At 67.1% G+C, this 15,624-nt stretch carries 16 protein-coding genes; 10 read left to right on the top strand and 6 right to left on the bottom strand.

The genetic code is table 11. From position 1 onward, the window contains the following. Positions 1 to 25: 25 nt before the first annotated feature. Positions 26 to 1,321, bottom strand: coding sequence for a tRNA uridine-5-carboxymethylaminomethyl(34) synthesis GTPase MnmE (mnmE, locus tag V5F48_RS15670; RefSeq protein ID WP_394259446.1), 1,296 nt, complete (start codon positions 1,319 to 1,321; stop codon positions 26 to 28). Positions 1,322 to 1,486: 165 nt separating this feature from the next. Here mnmE and V5F48_RS15665 point away from each other — a divergent pair, with 165 nt between their 5' ends. Continuing rightward, positions 1,487 to 3,496 carry a thioredoxin domain-containing protein gene (locus tag V5F48_RS15665; protein WP_394259445.1) on the top strand — a complete coding sequence of 670 codons (2,010 nt, stop codon included), beginning with the start codon at positions 1,487 to 1,489 and terminating at the stop codon, positions 3,494 to 3,496. 190 nt (positions 3,497 to 3,686) lie between these two features. Here V5F48_RS15665 and dnaQ read toward each other — a convergent pair whose 3' ends face one another. The 5 genes from dnaQ to V5F48_RS15640 form a co-directional block, all read right to left on the bottom strand. Beyond that, on the bottom strand, positions 3,687 to 4,409 hold the full coding sequence (dnaQ, locus tag V5F48_RS15660; RefSeq protein ID WP_394259444.1) for a DNA polymerase III subunit epsilon: 723 nt from the start codon (positions 4,407 to 4,409) through the stop codon (positions 3,687 to 3,689). Between the two features lie 16 nt (positions 4,410 to 4,425). After that, positions 4,426 to 5,028, bottom strand: a complete 603-nt coding sequence (gene coaE / locus V5F48_RS15655; protein WP_394259443.1) for a dephospho-CoA kinase — start codon at positions 5,026 to 5,028, stop codon at positions 4,426 to 4,428. Between the two features lie 4 nt (positions 5,029 to 5,032). Beyond that, complete coding sequence (locus V5F48_RS15650) at positions 5,033 to 5,881, bottom strand: shikimate dehydrogenase (RefSeq protein ID WP_394259442.1); 849 nt, start codon at positions 5,879 to 5,881, stop codon at positions 5,033 to 5,035. Beyond that, positions 5,878 to 6,483, bottom strand: coding sequence for a Maf family protein (locus V5F48_RS15645; protein WP_394108660.1), 606 nt, complete (start codon positions 6,481 to 6,483; stop codon positions 5,878 to 5,880). The genes V5F48_RS15650 and V5F48_RS15645 overlap by 4 nt, the downstream gene beginning before the upstream one ends. A 234-nt stretch (positions 6,484 to 6,717) precedes the next feature. After that, positions 6,718 to 7,569, bottom strand: coding sequence for a pyruvate, water dikinase regulatory protein (locus tag V5F48_RS15640; protein WP_394259441.1), 852 nt, complete (start codon positions 7,567 to 7,569; stop codon positions 6,718 to 6,720). Positions 7,570 to 7,906: 337 nt separating this feature from the next. Here V5F48_RS15640 and hemE point away from each other — a divergent pair, with 337 nt between their 5' ends. The 9 genes from hemE (at position 7,907) to V5F48_RS15595 (ending at position 15,616) form a co-directional block, all read left to right on the top strand. After that, positions 7,907 to 8,953, top strand: coding sequence for a uroporphyrinogen decarboxylase (gene hemE, locus V5F48_RS15635; RefSeq protein ID WP_394259440.1), 1,047 nt, complete (start codon positions 7,907 to 7,909; stop codon positions 8,951 to 8,953). A gap of 21 nt (positions 8,954 to 8,974) precedes the next feature. Continuing rightward, positions 8,975 to 9,409 (top strand): protoporphyrinogen oxidase HemJ, encoded by a 435-nt coding sequence (gene hemJ / locus V5F48_RS15630; protein WP_394259439.1) that lies wholly within the window; start codon positions 8,975 to 8,977, stop codon positions 9,407 to 9,409. A 191-nt stretch (positions 9,410 to 9,600) separates the two neighbouring features. After that, entirely contained in the window at positions 9,601 to 10,926 is a 1,326-nt protein-coding gene (gene rho, locus V5F48_RS15625) for a transcription termination factor Rho (protein WP_394259507.1), read from the top strand. A 559-nt stretch (positions 10,927 to 11,485) separates the two neighbouring features. Beyond that, positions 11,486 to 12,046, top strand: coding sequence for a NifU family protein (locus V5F48_RS15620; protein ID WP_394259438.1), 561 nt, complete (start codon positions 11,486 to 11,488; stop codon positions 12,044 to 12,046). Positions 12,047 to 12,147: 101 nt separating this feature from the next. Next, positions 12,148 to 12,831, top strand: a complete 684-nt coding sequence (gene tsaB / locus V5F48_RS15615) for a tRNA (adenosine(37)-N6)-threonylcarbamoyltransferase complex dimerization subunit type 1 TsaB (protein WP_394259437.1) — start codon at positions 12,148 to 12,150, stop codon at positions 12,829 to 12,831. Further along, complete coding sequence (locus V5F48_RS15610) at positions 12,828 to 13,304, top strand: GNAT family N-acetyltransferase (RefSeq protein WP_394259436.1); 477 nt, start codon at positions 12,828 to 12,830, stop codon at positions 13,302 to 13,304. Before tsaB ends, V5F48_RS15610 begins: the two co-directional genes overlap by 4 nt. Before the next feature lie 91 nt (positions 13,305 to 13,395). Then, positions 13,396 to 13,815: a Fur family transcriptional regulator gene (locus tag V5F48_RS15605; RefSeq protein WP_282640615.1), complete on the top strand. Its 420-nt coding sequence runs from the start codon at positions 13,396 to 13,398 to the stop codon at positions 13,813 to 13,815. Further along, positions 13,812 to 14,753 (top strand): lyso-ornithine lipid O-acyltransferase, encoded by a 942-nt coding sequence (olsA, locus tag V5F48_RS15600; protein WP_394259435.1) that lies wholly within the window; start codon positions 13,812 to 13,814, stop codon positions 14,751 to 14,753. The genes V5F48_RS15605 and olsA overlap by 4 nt, the downstream gene beginning before the upstream one ends. Next, positions 14,750 to 15,616 (top strand): SDR family oxidoreductase, encoded by an 867-nt coding sequence (locus V5F48_RS15595; protein WP_394259434.1) that lies wholly within the window; start codon positions 14,750 to 14,752, stop codon positions 15,614 to 15,616. The genes olsA and V5F48_RS15595 overlap by 4 nt, the downstream gene beginning before the upstream one ends. Positions 15,617 to 15,624: the final 8 nt, after the last annotated feature.

Below are 15,624 nucleotides of genomic sequence, written 5' to 3'. Positions count from 1 at the left end.
AACATTGTCCGAGCCGGGCGCGCCCTCATTTCCCGATGCAGAAGGTGCTGAAGAGGGCGTCCAGAACATCCTCCACGTCCACCCGGCCGATGAGCTGGTCCAGCGCCCGCACCGCCAGGCGCACGTCCTCGGCCCGCAATTCCTCGTGGCCGCCGAAGTCGCCCAGCGCCCGTTCCAGATGGAGCGTGGCCACCTCCAGCGCGCGCCGCTGACGCTCGCGGGTGATGAGCGCCGGCTCGCGTCCGCCCAACTGGTCCGCCTCTTGTTCCAGCCTAACGATGAGGGCTTCGACACCCGCGCCTGTGGCGGCGGAAATGCCGATCCAGCCTTCGGGAATGGTGTCGTCCCGATCGGTCTTGGTGCGCACTTTCACCGCGTGGCCGAGGGCAGGGGGCGGCTGCGAGCCGGTGTCGCAGAGCCAGAGCACCACATCCGCCCCCTCCGCCCGTGCCAGCGCGCGGCGCACGCCTTCGGCTTCCACAAGGTCTGAAGTCTCACGCAGGCCGGCCGTGTCCAGCAGGGTGACCGCCTGCCCGGCCAGCTCCAGATGCACCTCCAGCACGTCGCGGGTGGTGCCCGGGAGGTCGGAAACGATGGCCGCTTCCCGCCCCGCCAGACGGTTCAGCAGGGTGGACTTGCCGGCATTGGGCGGGCCGGAAATGGCCACCACCAGCCCGTCGCGCACCCGCTCGCCCCGCGCCGCGTCCATGAGCGCGGCAAACAGATCGTCCTTCAGCCGGGCAAGGAGGGCGATGGCATCCGTCGTGACCTCGCCCGACACATCGCTCTCGTCGGAAAAGTCGATACCGGCCTCGATCAGCGCCAAAGCGGAGACGAGCCCCACGCGCCAGTCCTCCACCCGGCGGGAGAGGGCGCCGGAGGCCAGCGCCAGCGCCTGCCTCCGCTGGGCCTCGCTCTCCGCCGCCACCAGGTCGGCGAGGCCCTCCACTTCAGCTAGATCCAGCTTGCCGTTGGCATGGGCGCGGCGGGTGAACTCGCCCGCCTCCGCCGCTCGCAGGCCGGGGAGGGTGGCGAGCGCCCGCAGCACCGCCGCCACCACCGCACGGCCGCCATGGAGATGAAGCTCGGCCACATCCTCCCCCGTGGCGCTGTTGGGGCCGGGGAAGAACAGGATGAGGCCCCGGTCCAGCGCCTCCCCGGTCCTGGGGTCATTGAGAGCGCCATAGCGGGCGAGGCGGGGCGGGGGCAGCACGCCGCACAGGGCCAGCACGGCCGCCGCCGCGTGGGGGCCGCTGAGGCGCAGCACCGCCACGCCGGCCGGCAGGCGGCCCGACGAGAGGGCGAAGATGGTGTCGGTCATGGCGTGCCTTCCCAAACTGGCCTTCCCAAACTGGCCTTCCCAAACTGGCGACGGATTTGCACGGCGCGGGCAGATGGCGGACCATGCGCCATTCATTGCCTGAACCTTTCGTCGCCCACCTCCATTGCCACCAAAGCCGGCGTCAGCCGAGGGATTTTAAAGATCATGAGCGAGAACCGCCTCTCCCGCGAGACCAGCCCTTATCTGCTCCAGCACAAGGATAATCCGGTGCACTGGTGGCCGTGGGGGCCGGAGGCGTTCGCGGAGGCGAAGGCCACGGGCAAGCCCATCCTCCTCTCGGTGGGCTATGCGGCGTGCCATTGGTGCCATGTGATGGCCCACGAGAGCTTCGAGAATGCGGACGTGGCGGGGCTCATGAACGCCCTGTTCGTGAACATCAAGGTGGACCGGGAAGAGCGGCCGGACGTGGACCAGATCTACATGTCCGCGCTCCAGCAGCTGGGCCAGAGTGGCGGCTGGCCGCTCACCATGTTCCTTGATCCGGAGGGGCAACCGTTCTGGGGCGGCACCTATTTCCCCCCCACCGCCAGCTATGGGCGCCCCGGCTTCACCGACGTGCTGCGGCAGGTCTCCACCGTCTTCACCGAAAGCAAGGACAAGGTGGAGAAGAACACCGCCACCATCCTCGCCCGGCTGAAGAAGGCCGCCGCGCCCGTGGCCGGCGCCGCCATCGGCCGGGACGACCTGAACGACGCAGCCGCGCGCCTGCCCGCCATGTTCGATCCCGTCCATGGCGGGTTGAAGGGGGCGCCGAAATTCCCCCAGTCCGGACTGCTGGAATTCCTGTGGCGGGTCGGCACGCGCCGCAAGGACGACCAGCTGAAGGCCATCGTCTCCCTCACCCTCAACCGCATGTGCGAGGGGGGTATCTATGATCATCTCGGCGGCGGCTTTGCCCGCTATTCCGTGGACGAGATCTGGTTCGTCCCGCACTTCGAGAAGATGCTCTACGACAATGCGCTGCTCATGGAATTGCTGGCGCTGGCCTATTCCGACACCCGCGATGCGCTCTTCCTCACCCGCGCGCGTGAGACGGTGGGCTGGCTGAAGCGGGAGATGCTGACCCCCGAAGGCGCCTTCGCCGCGAGCCTGGACGCCGACAGCGAGGGCCACGAAGGCCGCTTCTATGTGTGGAGCGAGGCCGAGATCGTCGCCGTTCTGGGCGCGGAGGACGCCGCCTTCTTCAACCGCTTCTATGATGTGACCCGCGCCGGTAACTGGGAGGTGGGCAACATTCTCAACCGCACCGAGGCCGGCGTGGTGAGTGCGGAGGACGAGGCGCGCCTTGTTCCCCTGCGCGAAAAGCTGCTTCTGGCGCGGGAAAAACGGGTGCGTCCGGGCCGGGACGACAAGGTGCTGGCGGACTGGAACGGCCTGATGATCGCGGCTTTGGCGCGGGCCGGCGGCTTCCTCGGCGAGGCCGAATGGGTGGCGCTGGCACAGCGCGCCTTTGACGCCGTGGTGACGCACATGGTGGTGGACGGACGCCTCGCCCATTCCTGGTGCGGAAGCAAGATCGTGCTGCCGGGCCTCGCCTGCGACCTCGCCGCCATGGCCCGCGCCGGCATCGCGCTCCATGAGGCGACGGGTGCGCCCGAGCCGCTGGCCCACGCCGCGCACTTCCTGGACGTGCTGGAAACCCACCATCGCGACCCCGAGACCGGGGCCTATTTCCTCACGGCGGACGATGGCGACAGCCTCATCGTGCGGCCGCTCGCGACCCATGACGAGGCGGTGCCCAACTCCAATGCGGTGGCGGCCGACGCCCTTATCCGCCTCGCCGCGCTCACCGGAAACGATGAACTGAGGGCGCGGGCCGACCGGGTGCTGGCCGGTGTTTCCGGCGCCACGGCGAAGAATGTGCTCGCCCATGGTGCCACGCTGAATGCCATCGACACCCGTCTGGGCCTCGCCGAGATCGTGGCGGTGGGAGCAAACGGCGCGGCGCTTGCGATAGCCGCGCTCAAGGTGCCGTTCCCGCTGCGGGTGGTGGCGCGGGCGGGCGACGACGTGCCATCCGGCAGCGTGATGGCGGCCCGGATCGCCTCCGCGCCGGCGGAAGGGGCGGCTTTCGTCTGCGTGGGGGAGCGCTGTTCGCTGCCGGTGAGTGATCCGGCCCAAATCGCGGCGGCGGTGGGCGAAATGATCGGTTGAGGCGCCAATTTTCGAGACGCCGGGACCGACCCCTCTTCAAATCGCGTCAGAAAACCTCCTGCGGGAGGTTTTCTCGGGATGAAGAATGGATCGGACGAGAGGGCAATTGCCCGCCCACGGGCTTCCCAAGCGATCAACCTTTGGTTGATTTATGGTTGTAATAGCGTGAAACGGGTAGACTTCAGCGCCCTCAGCTCCCCGTTTTCTCCACTGGCGGCGCGTCGGCATATTTCAGCCAGAGCGCCTTCTCGCCCATGCCGGCGACGAAGGCCGCATGGGCTTCCGCCTCGGCGGCGGTCAGGCGCGGGGCGAGCGGGACGGGCCGGGGATGCGCCGCCTGGGCGGCGACCACCAGCCGCGGCGCCTCGCTGGAATCCTCCACCAGGCCGATGAGGCTCGCCTGCTTGCCGCCGAGCAGTTCGCCATAGACCTCGGCCAGAAGCTCGGCATCCAGCAGCGCGCCGTGCTTCACCCGGCGCGAGCTGTCGATGCCATAGCGGTTCATCAAATCGTCGAGGCGATTGCCGCCACCGGGATGCTTGCGTCGCGCCAGCGCCAGCGTGTCCACCACCCGGTCGCGGGCGATAGCCGACCGGCCGAGGCGGTCCAGCTCCGCGTTGAGAAAGCCGATGTCGAAGGCCGCGTTGTGGATCACCAAAGTATCATCGGCAATGAAAGTCAGGAATTCGTCGGCAACATCCTTGAATTTCGGCTTATCCGACAAGAATTCAGCGGACAGGCCATGGACGTTGAAGGCCTCCACCGGCATGTCGCGCTCAGGGTTGATATAGACGTGGAACACCGTGCCGGTGAGGATGCGGTTGACCATCTCCACGCAGCCGATCTCCACCAGCCGGTCGCCGCCAAAGGCTTCAAGGCCGGTGGTCTCGGTGTCGAGCACGATCTCGCGCATAGGCGTTCCCCCAACCTCAGCCGGCGACGCGGCGCCCCGGCCCCGACAGCGCCCGCACGATGCCGGCCACCTGATGGGCCGCCGCCGGGAAGCCCCGGCCGGTGTCGATGACGAAATGCGCGCGCCGACGCTTTTCAACGTCCGGCATCTGCTTGCCCACAATGGCCTCAAATTTCGCTTCCGTCATGCCGGCCCGCTCCAGCACACGGGCACGCTGCACAGCTTTCGGCGCGCTGACCACAGCGACCGCATCGACGCGTCCGGTGCCGCCGGTCTCGAACAGCAGCGGAATGTCCAGCACCACCAGTCGCGCCCCCGCCGACCGCGCCTTCGCAAGGAAGGTTTCTTCCTCCGCCCGGACCAGTGGGTGAACAATGGCTTCCAATCGCCGCATGGCCTCAGGGTCGGCGAGCACCCGCGCGCCCAGCGCAGCGCGGTCGATGGCGCCCTCCCGCGTCACCCCGGGAAACGCCGCCTCCACCGGTGCGACCGCCGCCCCCCGATAGAGCGCGTGCACGCAGGCATCCGCGTCATGCACCGGCACGCCCATGGTCCGGAACAGCCGCGCCGTGGCCGACTTGCCCATGCCGATGGAGCCGGTGAGACCGAGGACCCACATGGCGTCACGCCTCCAGCTGGCCCGTGGCCCTGAGATCGGCAATCAGCAGATCGCGCAGCTCGGCGGTGACCTCGGGCCGCACGCCGAACCAGCGCGCGAATCCGGGCACGCCCTGATGCAACAGCATGCCAAGGCCATCCACCGTGCGAAATCCCTGCTCCGCCGCGGTCTTCAGCAACGGGGTGATGAGCGGCACATAGACGATGTCACTCACCACCGCTTCGGGCCTAAGACGCGACAGATCAAGGGTGAGCGGCGCCGCGCCCTTCATGCCGAGCGAGGTGCAATTCACCAGAATATCGGCATCCGCCATCACGTCGGCCGCCTTGTCGAAGGCCAGCGGGACCACCGTCTTGCCGAACAGCGAGGCGATGGCCTCGGCCCGCTCCAGCGTGCGATTGGCCAGCACCACCCGCTCGAACCCGCGCTCAACCAGCGCATGGACGATGGCCCGGGATGCGCCGCCCGCACCCAGCACCAGCGCCAGCTTTCGCTCCCCATCCCAACCCGGAACGGCGGCATCCAGATTGGCGATGAAGCCGTAGCCGTCGGTACTGGCACCGCACAGCCGGCCGTCATCGAGCCACAGGGTATTGGCGGACCCCAGGGCCGCAGCGCTCTCGTCCGCCTCATCGAGGACGGAGAAGGCAATTTCCTTGTTGGGTGCCGTCACGTTGCAGCCGGCATAGCCCCGCGCCGCGAGGCTGCGGTAGAAATCCGCCGCCTGCGCCGGAGGGACTTCCTCCCGGCCATAGTCCCCGTCGATGCCATAGGCCTTCAGCCAATAGCCGTGGAGCAGCGGAGAGCGGGAATAACTGACCGGCGAGCCGGTGATGCAGACCCGCACCGTCACGGCAAAAGTCCCTGTTCCCGGAAGAAAGGCAAAAGCTGGAGCAGCGGCAGGCCGAGGATGGTGAAATGGTCCCCATCCACCCGCGTGAACAGATGCACGCCCACGGATTCCAGCTGGTAGGCGCCCACGGACGTGAGCACCCGCGGCCCGGCCGCCGTGATGTAGGTGGTCAACGCCTCGTCGCTCAACGGCCGCATGGTGAGAAAGGCGCTGACCACCGTCTCGAACAGGATCTCGCCGTCGCGGGCCACCGCCACCGCCGAATGCAGGGCATGGGTCTGGCCCGCAAGCTCCTGGAGCTGCAGGCGTGCCGCCTCGATGCTGACCGGCTTGTGGTAGATCTTCGCCCCCAGCGCCAGGGTCTGGTCCGCGCCCAGCACCAGGCGCCCCGGGGCCGCATGCGATCCGGCAAGCGCCTTCGCCCGGGACAGGATCACGGCGATGCCGGCGGGATCGACCGCGCCCGCATCCGCCTGGATCGACCGCTCGTCCACCTCCGCGGCCACCGTTTCCACCGGAACGCCCGCATGGACCAGAAGGGTCAGGCGCGTCGCGCTCTTGGATGCCAGGACGAGCGGCTGTTCACCACGCCACACGAGCATATCTCCCTCTGCTGCCGCGCTCCGGCCGGGGCCGATGCCTGTGGGTTTCCCTCAAAGCCGGCCGGGGTGCAAGCTGTGCTCTCGTCTCATACCAATGGCGCATGAGCCTGTCTCATGGGCCATTGGTCAAGCCCGCGCGGCGCCCGGCTCCGGCTTTAACATCCACAACTCGGGAACACCCGAGTTGTGGATCGGACCCACTTGGCATCGGTCGAAGGCAAAAGGCTGATGGTCTCAGGTCTCGGCGATGGCCCGGCGCCGGCGCTCGCTGTAGAGCGCATAGATGGTCGCCGCGGTCTCTTCCACCGAGCGGCGGGTGACATCGATGAGGGGCCAGCCGTTGCGGGCGCACAGGCGCCGCGACAGGGTGATCTCCTCGTTCACAGCCTCCCGGTCCACGTAGGACGCACCCAGATTGGCCGCATTGAGCCCCAGAAGGCGGTTCTGGCGGATCTCGACAATGCGCTCCGGACTGGCCACCAGGCCCACGACGAGGGGCTTCTTCAGCTTCTCCACACCCGGTGGCAAGGGCACGCCGGGCACCAGCGGGATGTTGGCGGTCTTGATGCCGCGATTGGCAAGATAGATGGACGTGGGCGTCTTGGAGGTGCGGGACACGCCGAGCAGCACCACGTCGGCGCTTTCCAGGTCGTCCGTCATGTGCCCGTCGTCGTGCATGACGGTGTAGTTCAGCGCATCGATGCGCTTGAAATAATTGGCATCCAGCGAATGCTGCCCACCCACGCGCGGGGTCGGGCTGCCGCCGAGATAGGACTGGAACAGCTGCACCACCGGCGCCAGCACCGACAAATAGGGCACACCCAGCTCACGGCAGCGCTGCTTCAGCCGCTCGCGAATCTCCTTGTCCACCAGCGTGTAGAGCACGATGCCGGGATTGCTCTCCACCTCGTTCAGCACGCGCTCGAGCTGCTTCATGGAGCGGATGAGCGGATAGACGTGCTCGATGGGCAGCACGTTCGCATACTGCGCGCAGGCCGCCCGTCCCACATTGATGAGGGTTTCGCCCGTGGCATCGGAAACCAGGTGCAGGTGGAAGTAACTCTCGCCGGGCGTTTTCGGATTCACAGCTATCCACCGCTCCTGTGGAACCCTGTTGAAAAAGGCACGCCCAATGGCGCCGTGCAAGTGCGGGCTCTGGATAACCCCGAAATCCATCCACACCCAGACCGTGCGGGACGAAATCCGGGAGCCCCCTGTGCGTCCATGTGGACGCCGCTCCGGGACCCCCGCGTTAATCCTTTGTTAACCGGCCTTTCGCCGGCTTCGCACCCGCGGCAAGTGAGCCTTCCGGACGGGGCATGCCTGTGGACCGGTTGTCGAGTGTCGCTCACATCGTTAATCAACCGTTAAGACTCCAAAGACTCTCTCTCTTTAAAAGATTCTATTAGATTGAAGGGACGGGATGAACCGCGCTCCTGAGACAAGATCGCCTTTCCTGCGGGTGCTCGACGGCACGCCGATCGATCCCCCGCCGCTCTGGATGATGCGGCAGGCGGGGCGCTATCTTCCGGAATATCGCGCCGTGCGGGCGCAAGCCGGGGATTTCCTCACTCTGTGCTACACGCCGAAGCTTGCCGCCGAGGTGACGCTGCAGCCGATCCGCCGCTACGGATTCGATGCGGCCATCATCTTTTCGGACATTCTGGTGGTGCCTCATGCCCTCGGCGTCGGTCTCACCTTTGAGGCCGGGGAAGGCCCGCGCCTGACGCCGGTGACCGACCGGGCCGGCGTGGGCGCCCTCAAGGATAGGCTCGATCCCGACAAGGTGGACCCCGTCTACGAGGCCATCGCGATGGTCCGCGCGACGCTTCCGGCTGAGGTGGCGCTGATCGGTTTTTGTGGCGCGCCCTGGACGGTGGCCACCTACATGGTCGCCGGCCAGGGCACGGATGACCAGGCGCCGGCCCGCATGCTGGCCCTGCGGGACGAAGCTCTGTTCCAGAGCCTCATCGACCGGCTGGTGGAGGCTTCCATCGTCCACCTGTCGGGCCAGGTGGCGGCCGGGGCCGATGCGGTGCAGATCTTCGACACCTGGGCCGGCGTACTCGATCCCGTGTCTTTCGAGCGCTGGAGTGCCGAACCGCTGCGCCGTATCGTCGCGGGGCTGAAGGCGCTGCATCCCCATGTGCGCGTCATTGCTTTTCCGAAGGGGGCTACGCTGGAGGCGCTGGAACGGCTCGCCGATACCGGCATCAACGCCATCGGCCTCGATTGGGCGGCGGATCGGCAGGCGGCGCGGCGGCGGCTGTCCGGGCGTGTGGCGCTCCAGGGCAATCTGGATCCGCTGCGCCTCATCGCCGGCGGAGCGGCGCTGGAGGAGGAAGTGGCGCGTATCCGCGATGATTTCTCCGGGGTGCGGCACATCTTCAATCTCGGCCACGGCATCCGCCCGGAAACCCCGCTCGACCATGTGGAGAAGCTGGTGGAAGCGGTGCGGCGGGCGCGCTGATCGACCCGAGGTCCAACCAAGATGGCTGACGATTTATATAGCTGGATCAAGGCACTGCACGTCATAGCCGTCATCTCCTGGATGGCGGGCATGCTCTATTTGCCGCGGCTCATGGTCTATCATTGCGCCGCCGCGGCCGGCTCGGTGCAATCCGAGACCTTCAAGGTGATGGAACGGCGGCTGCTGAAGGCCATCATGAACCCGGCCATGATCGTCACCTGGGTCGCCGGGCTGTATCTGGCCTATGCGGGCGGCTGGTACATGGCCGGCTGGTTCCACGCCAAGTTCGCCCTGGTCCTGGCCCTGTCCGGCTTCCATGGTGCCCTCTCGCGCTGGGTGCGGGACTTCGCACAGGACCAAAATACTCGCCCGGCCCGTTTCTTCCGCATTGCCAATGAGGTGCCGACGCTGCTGATGATCGGCATCGTCATTCTTGTGGTGGTCAAACCGTTTTGATGCCCCCTTGACCGGAAGGAGGACTTGCGCCGCCTTCCCGGCCCGCCTATCTTGGGGACGCTTTCCTAAACGCAGGCGAACGCGCTTCCTTCAGTCCGGTGCCGTCATTGGCCCGGCCGGCGTGTCAGGCGGCAGGCTGCGTGCCCCGGCTTCCCCTGAAGACCTGCGACCCCGTCCCTCCCCTACCGGCCATGTCTGATCTTTGCGATCGGCTTCGGCATACTCAAGATTCATCGAGGCTTTCCCTTATGCGGGAAGTGAAACTTCAAGACCTTAAGTCCAAGACCCCCGTCGAACTCCTCGCCTTTGCCGAGGAGAGCCAGGTGGAAAACGCCAGCACCCTGCGCAAGCAGGAGCTGATGTTCGCCATTCTGAAGCAGCTGGCGGCCACCGAAACGGAGATCATTGGCGAAGGCGTCGTCGAGGTGCTCCAGGACGGCTTCGGCTTCCTGCGTTCGCCCGAGGCGAACTATCTGCCGGGGCCGGACGACATCTATGTGTCTCCCTCCCAGATCCGGCGGTTCGGCCTGCGCACCGGCGATACGGTGGAAGGACAGATCCGTTCGCCGAAGGAAGGCGAACGGTATTTCGCGCTTCTCAAGGTCAATACCATCAATTTCGAAGACCCCGAGAAGACGCGGCACAAGATCAACTTCGACAATCTGACGCCGCTCTATCCCGACGAGCGCCTCAAGCTGGAGCATGAGGAAACCGTCGGAAAGAAGGATTTCTCGCCGCGCATCATCGACATCGTGGCGCCCATCGGCAAGGGCCAGCGCGGCCTCATCGTGGCCCCGCCCCGCACCGGCAAGACGGTGCTGCTGCAGAACATTGCCAAGTCCATCACCGCCAATCACCCGGAATGCTTCCTCATCGTGCTGCTCATCGACGAGCGGCCGGAAGAAGTCACCGACATGCAGCGCTCCGTGAAGGGCGAGGTGGTCTCCTCCACCTTCGACGAACCCGCCACGCGCCACGTGCAGGTGGCCGAGATGGTGATCGAGAAGGCCAAGCGCCTGGTGGAACACGGGCGCGACGTGGTGATCCTGCTGGATTCCATCACCCGCCTCGGCCGCGCCTACAATACGGTGGTACCGTCCTCCGGCAAGGTGCTCACCGGCGGCGTGGACGCCAACGCCCTGCAGCGGCCCAAGCGCTTCTTCGGCGCGGCGCGCAATATCGAGGAAGGCGGCTCGCTCACCATCATCGCCACGGCGCTGATCGAGACCGGCTCGCGCATGGATGAGGTGATCTTCGAGGAGTTCAAGGGCACCGGTAACTCGGAAGTCATCCTCGACCGCAAGGTCTCGGACAAGCGTGTGTTCCCGGCCATCGACATCACCCGCTCGGGCACCCGCAAGGAAGAGCTTCTGGTGCCGGCGGACACGCTCAAGAAAATGTATGTGCTGCGCCGCATCCTCAATCCCATGGGCACGGTGGACGCCATCGAGTTCCTGCTCGACAAGCTGCGCCAGACCAAGACCAACGCGGATTTCTTCGATTCCATGAACACCTGAGGGGCGCGCCTGCGTGCTCCATGGGTGGTGCAAGATGCAGCCGTCACGCCTCCGGGGCGTGGCGGCTGTGCTGTTTCGGGAGTGAACAAAGCGCCAACAGGACCGTTTGGGCGATTCGCTCCGTTTGTGTTCCGGTGCTGTTCGCCTGCCGGGGGATGAACTGTCCCGATCCGGGATCGTTTCCGAATTTTGATCTGCTGCTCCGACCGGGCAGGGTGCGAACCCTCTCCCGCCCCGAAGCCGGATGTTTCCGGCTTCGGTCCTTGGGAGCTGAACTCGGCAACAGCCGAGTTCAGGCGGGAGAGGGAGCGAGGGCGCTTGTTTTCAGAGAACCGGGACACAGGGCGGCAGCGGATAGCGGCCCCGCCCCCGGGAACAGACACGCAACCTGCCACCTCATCCGATTCGCGCCCGGTCCGTTCCTGCCGCGTTCTTCACGGATGCGTACCTGTGTCAATTCGGGAGCTTTCCCGAGGCACCCTTTCCGTTTCACGCTCGACCTCCTATCTTCAAGGAAACGCGCGGCCCCGCCCGCAGCTTTTCTTTTGAGGATTGAGCCATGTTCATTCAGACGGAAACCACGCCGAACCCGGCAACCCTGAAGTTCCTGCCCGGCCGTTCGGTGCTGGGCGAAGGCACCCTCGACCTGCGCTCGCATGACGATGCCGACCTTTCCCCCCTCGCCCAGCGCCTGTTCGACGTGCGCGGCGTGGCCGGGGTGTTCCTGGGGTCGGATTTCGTCACCGTCACCAAGGCGGAGGCGGAATGGCCCCAGATCAAGCCGGCCATCCTCGGCGCTATCATGGAACACTTCATGTCCGGCGCCCCGGTCCTCTCCGACGGGGTGAAGCCGGACGCCGCGGATGCGGACGAGTTCTTTGAGGAAAAAGACGCGGAGATCGTCGCCACCATCAAGGAACTGCTCGAAACGCGGGTACGCCCGGCGGTGGCCAATGACGGCGGCGACATCACCTTCCGCGGCTTCAAGGACGGCATCGTGTTCCTCAACATGAAGGGCTCGTGCTCCGGCTGCCCGTCCTCCACCGCCACCCTGAAGAACGGCATCGAGAACCTTCTCAAGCATTTCGTGCCGGAGGTTGCCGAGGTTCAGGCGGTATAAAGGTAAATCACCATTAACCTTTCTGTAAGGTAAGCGGTCTGGGTCGCTTCCCCTCGCCACGGTTTAGGTTGATCGTGGCGAGGAGTGAGGCACCCGGTTTCATGTTCGTTCTAGCCATAGATACGGCGCTTGCCGCCTGCTCCGCCGCGGTGCTCGACACCGAGACGGACAGCATTGTCGCCGGTGATTCGATCCTCATGGAGCGCGGTCACGCCGAGACGCTGATCCCGCTCGTGGAGCAGGTGATGGCGGCGGCGGGCCTCGATTTCGAGCATCTCGCGCGCATTGCCGTCACCATCGGGCCCGGCAGTTTCACCGGGCTTCGGGTCGGGCTCTCGGCCGCGCGTGGGTTCGGGCTCACCGCCAACCGGCCGGTGGTGGGGGTGACGACGCTGGCGGCGCTGGCCGCCCCCTATCTCGCCCAGGACGATGCGGTTCCCGTGGTCACCGCCATCGATGCCCGGCACGGCCATGTCTTTCTGCAGATGTTCGGCGTCGGCGCCCGTACCCTGATCGCCCCGCGCGTCACCAGCGTGCGCGAGGCTGCGCGCTCGGTAGCCATAGGGGCGGTGCGCCTCGTGGGCTCGGGCGCGGCCCTGGTGGCGGAGGCCTGGCCCCCGGCCGAGCAGCTGCCCCTGCTGGTGGACGAAACCCCCGCACCGGATGTGGCCTGGGTGGCGCGGCTCGGTGCCGTGGCCGATCCGGAAGCCGCCGAGCCCCGCCCGCTCTATCTGCGCTCGCCCGATGCCAAGCCGCAGGACAAGGCGCGCGTCGCCCGCCGATGATCGGTCTTCTCGAACGCTTCTTCCCGCCCCGCCCGCCGCTGCTGCGCGATGCGGTGGCGGCCGACGTGCCGCATCTTGCCGCCATCCATGGCCGCGCCTTCGCCCGCGGCTGGGGCATCGACGAGTTCGAGCGGCTGTTGTCGGACCGGGCCGTGCGCGCCCATGTGGCGACGCTCGGCGTCCGCCGCCCGCCCGTGGGTTTCATCCTGTCCCATGTGGTGCCGCCGGAAGCCGAGGTGCTGACGGTGGCCGTGGTCACCGATCGGCGCCGCCGGGGCATCGGCCGGGCGCTGGTGTCCCACCATCTGGCGCGCCTTGCCGCCGAGGGGGTTTCCACCTCGTTCCTGGAGGTGGAGGACGGCAACCTGGCCGCGCGCACGCTTTATGAGCGCCTGGGCTACCGCGAGGTGGGGCGCCGGCGGGGCTATTATGCCGGCGGTGCGGATGCCTTGTTGCTGCGGCGGGATTTTTGAGGCGCGCCCGCCCCCTTGCAGGGATCGGGCCGGAGGGCGATAAGGCGTCTGTCCCGTTGGATCGCGGAGGTCCCGCTTGAGCGGCAGCAACATGAGCGTCATCGAGGAAGCGTGCCTGGCCAAGGGCATGAGGATGACCGAGCAGCGCCGGATCATCGCCCGCGTGCTTTCCGGCGCGCAGGACCATCCTGACGTGGAGGAACTGCACCGCCGCGCCGTCGCCATCGACGACAACATCTCCATCTCCACCGTCTACCGCACGGTGAAGATGCTGGAGGATGCCGGCATCATCGAGCGCCACGATTTCGGCGACGGTCGGGCCCGCTACGAGCAGATGCCGGACGAGCACCACGACCATCTCATCGACCTGAGATCGGGCCATGTGATCGAATTCCGCTCCGAGGAGATCGAGGCCTTGCAGGAGGCGATCGCCCGCCGCCTCGGCTTCAAGCTGCGCGGTCATCGCCTTGAACTCTACGCCGTCCCCCTCGACGAGGACGACAAGTCGTGACGCCCGCCCCCGGGCCGGCGGCTGAGCCCACGCGGCTGCCCCTCGAATTCGGCGGGCTGGACCCCCTGGGGCCAGAGCAACCCGCGGTCTCGCGCTTTCTCGATCGCGTGAGGGTGGCTGCCGTGCTGGTTCCGGTGGCGATGGTGACGCTGGTGGGCATTCCGCTGCAATGGCTGTCGCTCAAGCTCTCCCTGCCTAGCCGCCGCCGCATCCCGGTGCTCTATCACCGCATCCTCCTGAAGTTCATCGGGGTGCGGGTGAAGGTGCACGGCGCGCCGGCGGCCGACCGGCCGCTGCTCATCCTCGCCAACCATGGATCCTGGATCGATATTCTGGTGATCGGGTCGCTCACGCCGCTGGTCTTCGTGGCCAAGAGCGAGGTGGCGCGCTGGCCGCTCATCGGGCTTCTGGCCAAGTTCCAGCGCACCGTGTTCGTGGATCGCCAGCGCCGGCACGCCACCGGGGAGGTCAACCGCACCATCGCCGAGCGGCTGCAGGACGGCGACCCGGTGGTGCTGTTCGCGGAGGGTACCTCCAGCGACGGCAACCGCGTGCTGCCCTTCCGCACGGCACTGGTGGGCGCGGTGCGCGAAGCCATCGCCGATGGCGCCGAGGTGACGGTGCAGCCCCTCGCCGTGTCCTATGTACGCCTGCAGGGCCTACCCATGGGGCGGCTCCACCGCCACATCGCGGCCTGGTATGGCGACATGGATCTGGTGCCGCACCTGCTGGAGGTCCTGCGTCACGGTTCCATCGACGTGGAGGTCTCCTTCGGCGAACCGGTGCGGCTCGACGAGGACCATGACCGCAAGAGCGTCACCCGGCAGTGTGAGGAGTCCGTGCGGCTCATGTTCGCCCACGCCCTTGCCGGTCGGCCGGTGGCGACGGATGAGGGCAATTCCCCGGCTGATCTGGATCCGGCGTCACCGGCCCCATGACGACGCTTGCCGCATTGGGCTTCGGCTATTGTGCCCGCCATCTGGTGGCGGACGGGACAGCTCCTTTTTCCCGCATCGTCGGCACCGCCCGGACGCCGGAGCGTCTTGCCGCGCTGCCGGCGGAGGTCGCGCCCTTCCTGTTTGACGGGGAAAGCCTGTCCGACGGTCTCGCAGCGGCGCTCGCCGGGACGGAGCTGATCATCGCGTCAGCACCGCCGGATGCGCGGGGCGATCCGATTTTGCGCTGCGCCGGCAAGGTGCTGGAGGCAGGGCGGCTGGGTCAGGTGGTCTACCTGACCACCCTCGGCGTCTATGGCGACCATGGCGGTGGCTGGGTGGACGAGACCACGCCCCCGCGCGCCGGCAGCCCGCGGCTGGAGCGGCGCCTTGCTGCGGAACAGGAGTGGTTCGCCTTCGGGCAGAAGCGCGGCATCCCGGTCTCGGTGCTGCGCCTTGCGGGCATCTATGGTCCCGGCCGCAATGCGCTGGAACAGCTGAGGGCGGGCGCGGCGCGGCGTATCGACAAGCCGGGCCAGGTGTTCAACCGCATCCATGTGGCGGACATCGCCCGGACCATCCGCGCGGTGGTGGCGCGGCGCTTCGACGGCATCCTCAACGTCACCGACGATCTGCCGGCCCCGCCCGGCGATCCCATCGCCCATGCGGCGGCGCTTCTCGGCCTGCCGGTGCCGCCGGCCATCCCGTTCGACGATGCGGCACGCGACATGAGCCCCATGGCGCTCACTTTCTGGGCCGCCAACAAGCGGGTGGCCAACCACCGGCTCAAGGCCGAGCTGGGCGTGAGCCTCGCCTATCCCACCTATCGCGAGGGCCTTGCGGCGCTTCACGATTCGGGTGGGTGAGGGGTCCA

It is taken from the genome of Xanthobacter autotrophicus ATCC 700552 (genome assembly GCF_043194565.1).
Taxonomy (GTDB): Bacteria; Pseudomonadota; Alphaproteobacteria; order Rhizobiales; family Xanthobacteraceae; genus Xanthobacter; species Xanthobacter autotrophicus_F.
The sequence above is the reverse complement of the archived record's forward strand: the minus strand, read 5'-3'. Positions and strand labels throughout refer to the sequence as shown.

What these genes read in the sequence shown, in the direction of transcription:
- dnaQ (WP_394259444.1), bottom strand. Translation starts at nt 4,409, where the DNA reads ATGCGCGAGATCGTGCTCGACACCGAGACCACCGGCCTTGAAGCCTTT.
- coaE (WP_394259443.1), bottom strand. Translation starts at nt 5,028, where the DNA reads ATGTGGGTCCTCGGTCTCACCGGCTCCATCGGCATGGGCAAGTCGGCC.
- V5F48_RS15665 (WP_394259445.1), top strand. Translation starts at nt 1,487, where the DNA reads ATGAGCGAGAACCGCCTCTCCCGCGAGACCAGCCCTTATCTGCTCCAG.
- V5F48_RS15610 (WP_394259436.1), top strand. Translation starts at nt 12,828, where the DNA reads ATGATCGGTCTTCTCGAACGCTTCTTCCCGCCCCGCCCGCCGCTGCTG.
- tsaB (WP_394259437.1), top strand. Translation starts at nt 12,148, where the DNA reads ATGTTCGTTCTAGCCATAGATACGGCGCTTGCCGCCTGCTCCGCCGCG.
- hemE (WP_394259440.1), top strand. Translation starts at nt 7,907, where the DNA reads ATGAACCGCGCTCCTGAGACAAGATCGCCTTTCCTGCGGGTGCTCGAC.
- mnmE (WP_394259446.1), bottom strand. Translation starts at nt 1,321, where the DNA reads ATGACCGACACCATCTTCGCCCTCTCGTCGGGCCGCCTGCCGGCCGGC.
- V5F48_RS15620 (WP_394259438.1), top strand. Translation starts at nt 11,486, where the DNA reads ATGTTCATTCAGACGGAAACCACGCCGAACCCGGCAACCCTGAAGTTC.
- V5F48_RS15645 (WP_394108660.1), bottom strand. Translation starts at nt 6,483, where the DNA reads ATGCTCGTGTGGCGTGGTGAACAGCCGCTCGTCCTGGCATCCAAGAGC.
- hemJ (WP_394259439.1), top strand. Translation starts at nt 8,975, where the DNA reads ATGGCTGACGATTTATATAGCTGGATCAAGGCACTGCACGTCATAGCC.
- rho (WP_394259507.1), top strand. Translation starts at nt 9,601, where the DNA reads ATGTCTGATCTTTGCGATCGGCTTCGGCATACTCAAGATTCATCGAGG.
- V5F48_RS15595 (WP_394259434.1), top strand. Translation starts at nt 14,750, where the DNA reads ATGACGACGCTTGCCGCATTGGGCTTCGGCTATTGTGCCCGCCATCTG.
- V5F48_RS15605 (WP_282640615.1), top strand. Translation starts at nt 13,396, where the DNA reads ATGAGCGTCATCGAGGAAGCGTGCCTGGCCAAGGGCATGAGGATGACC.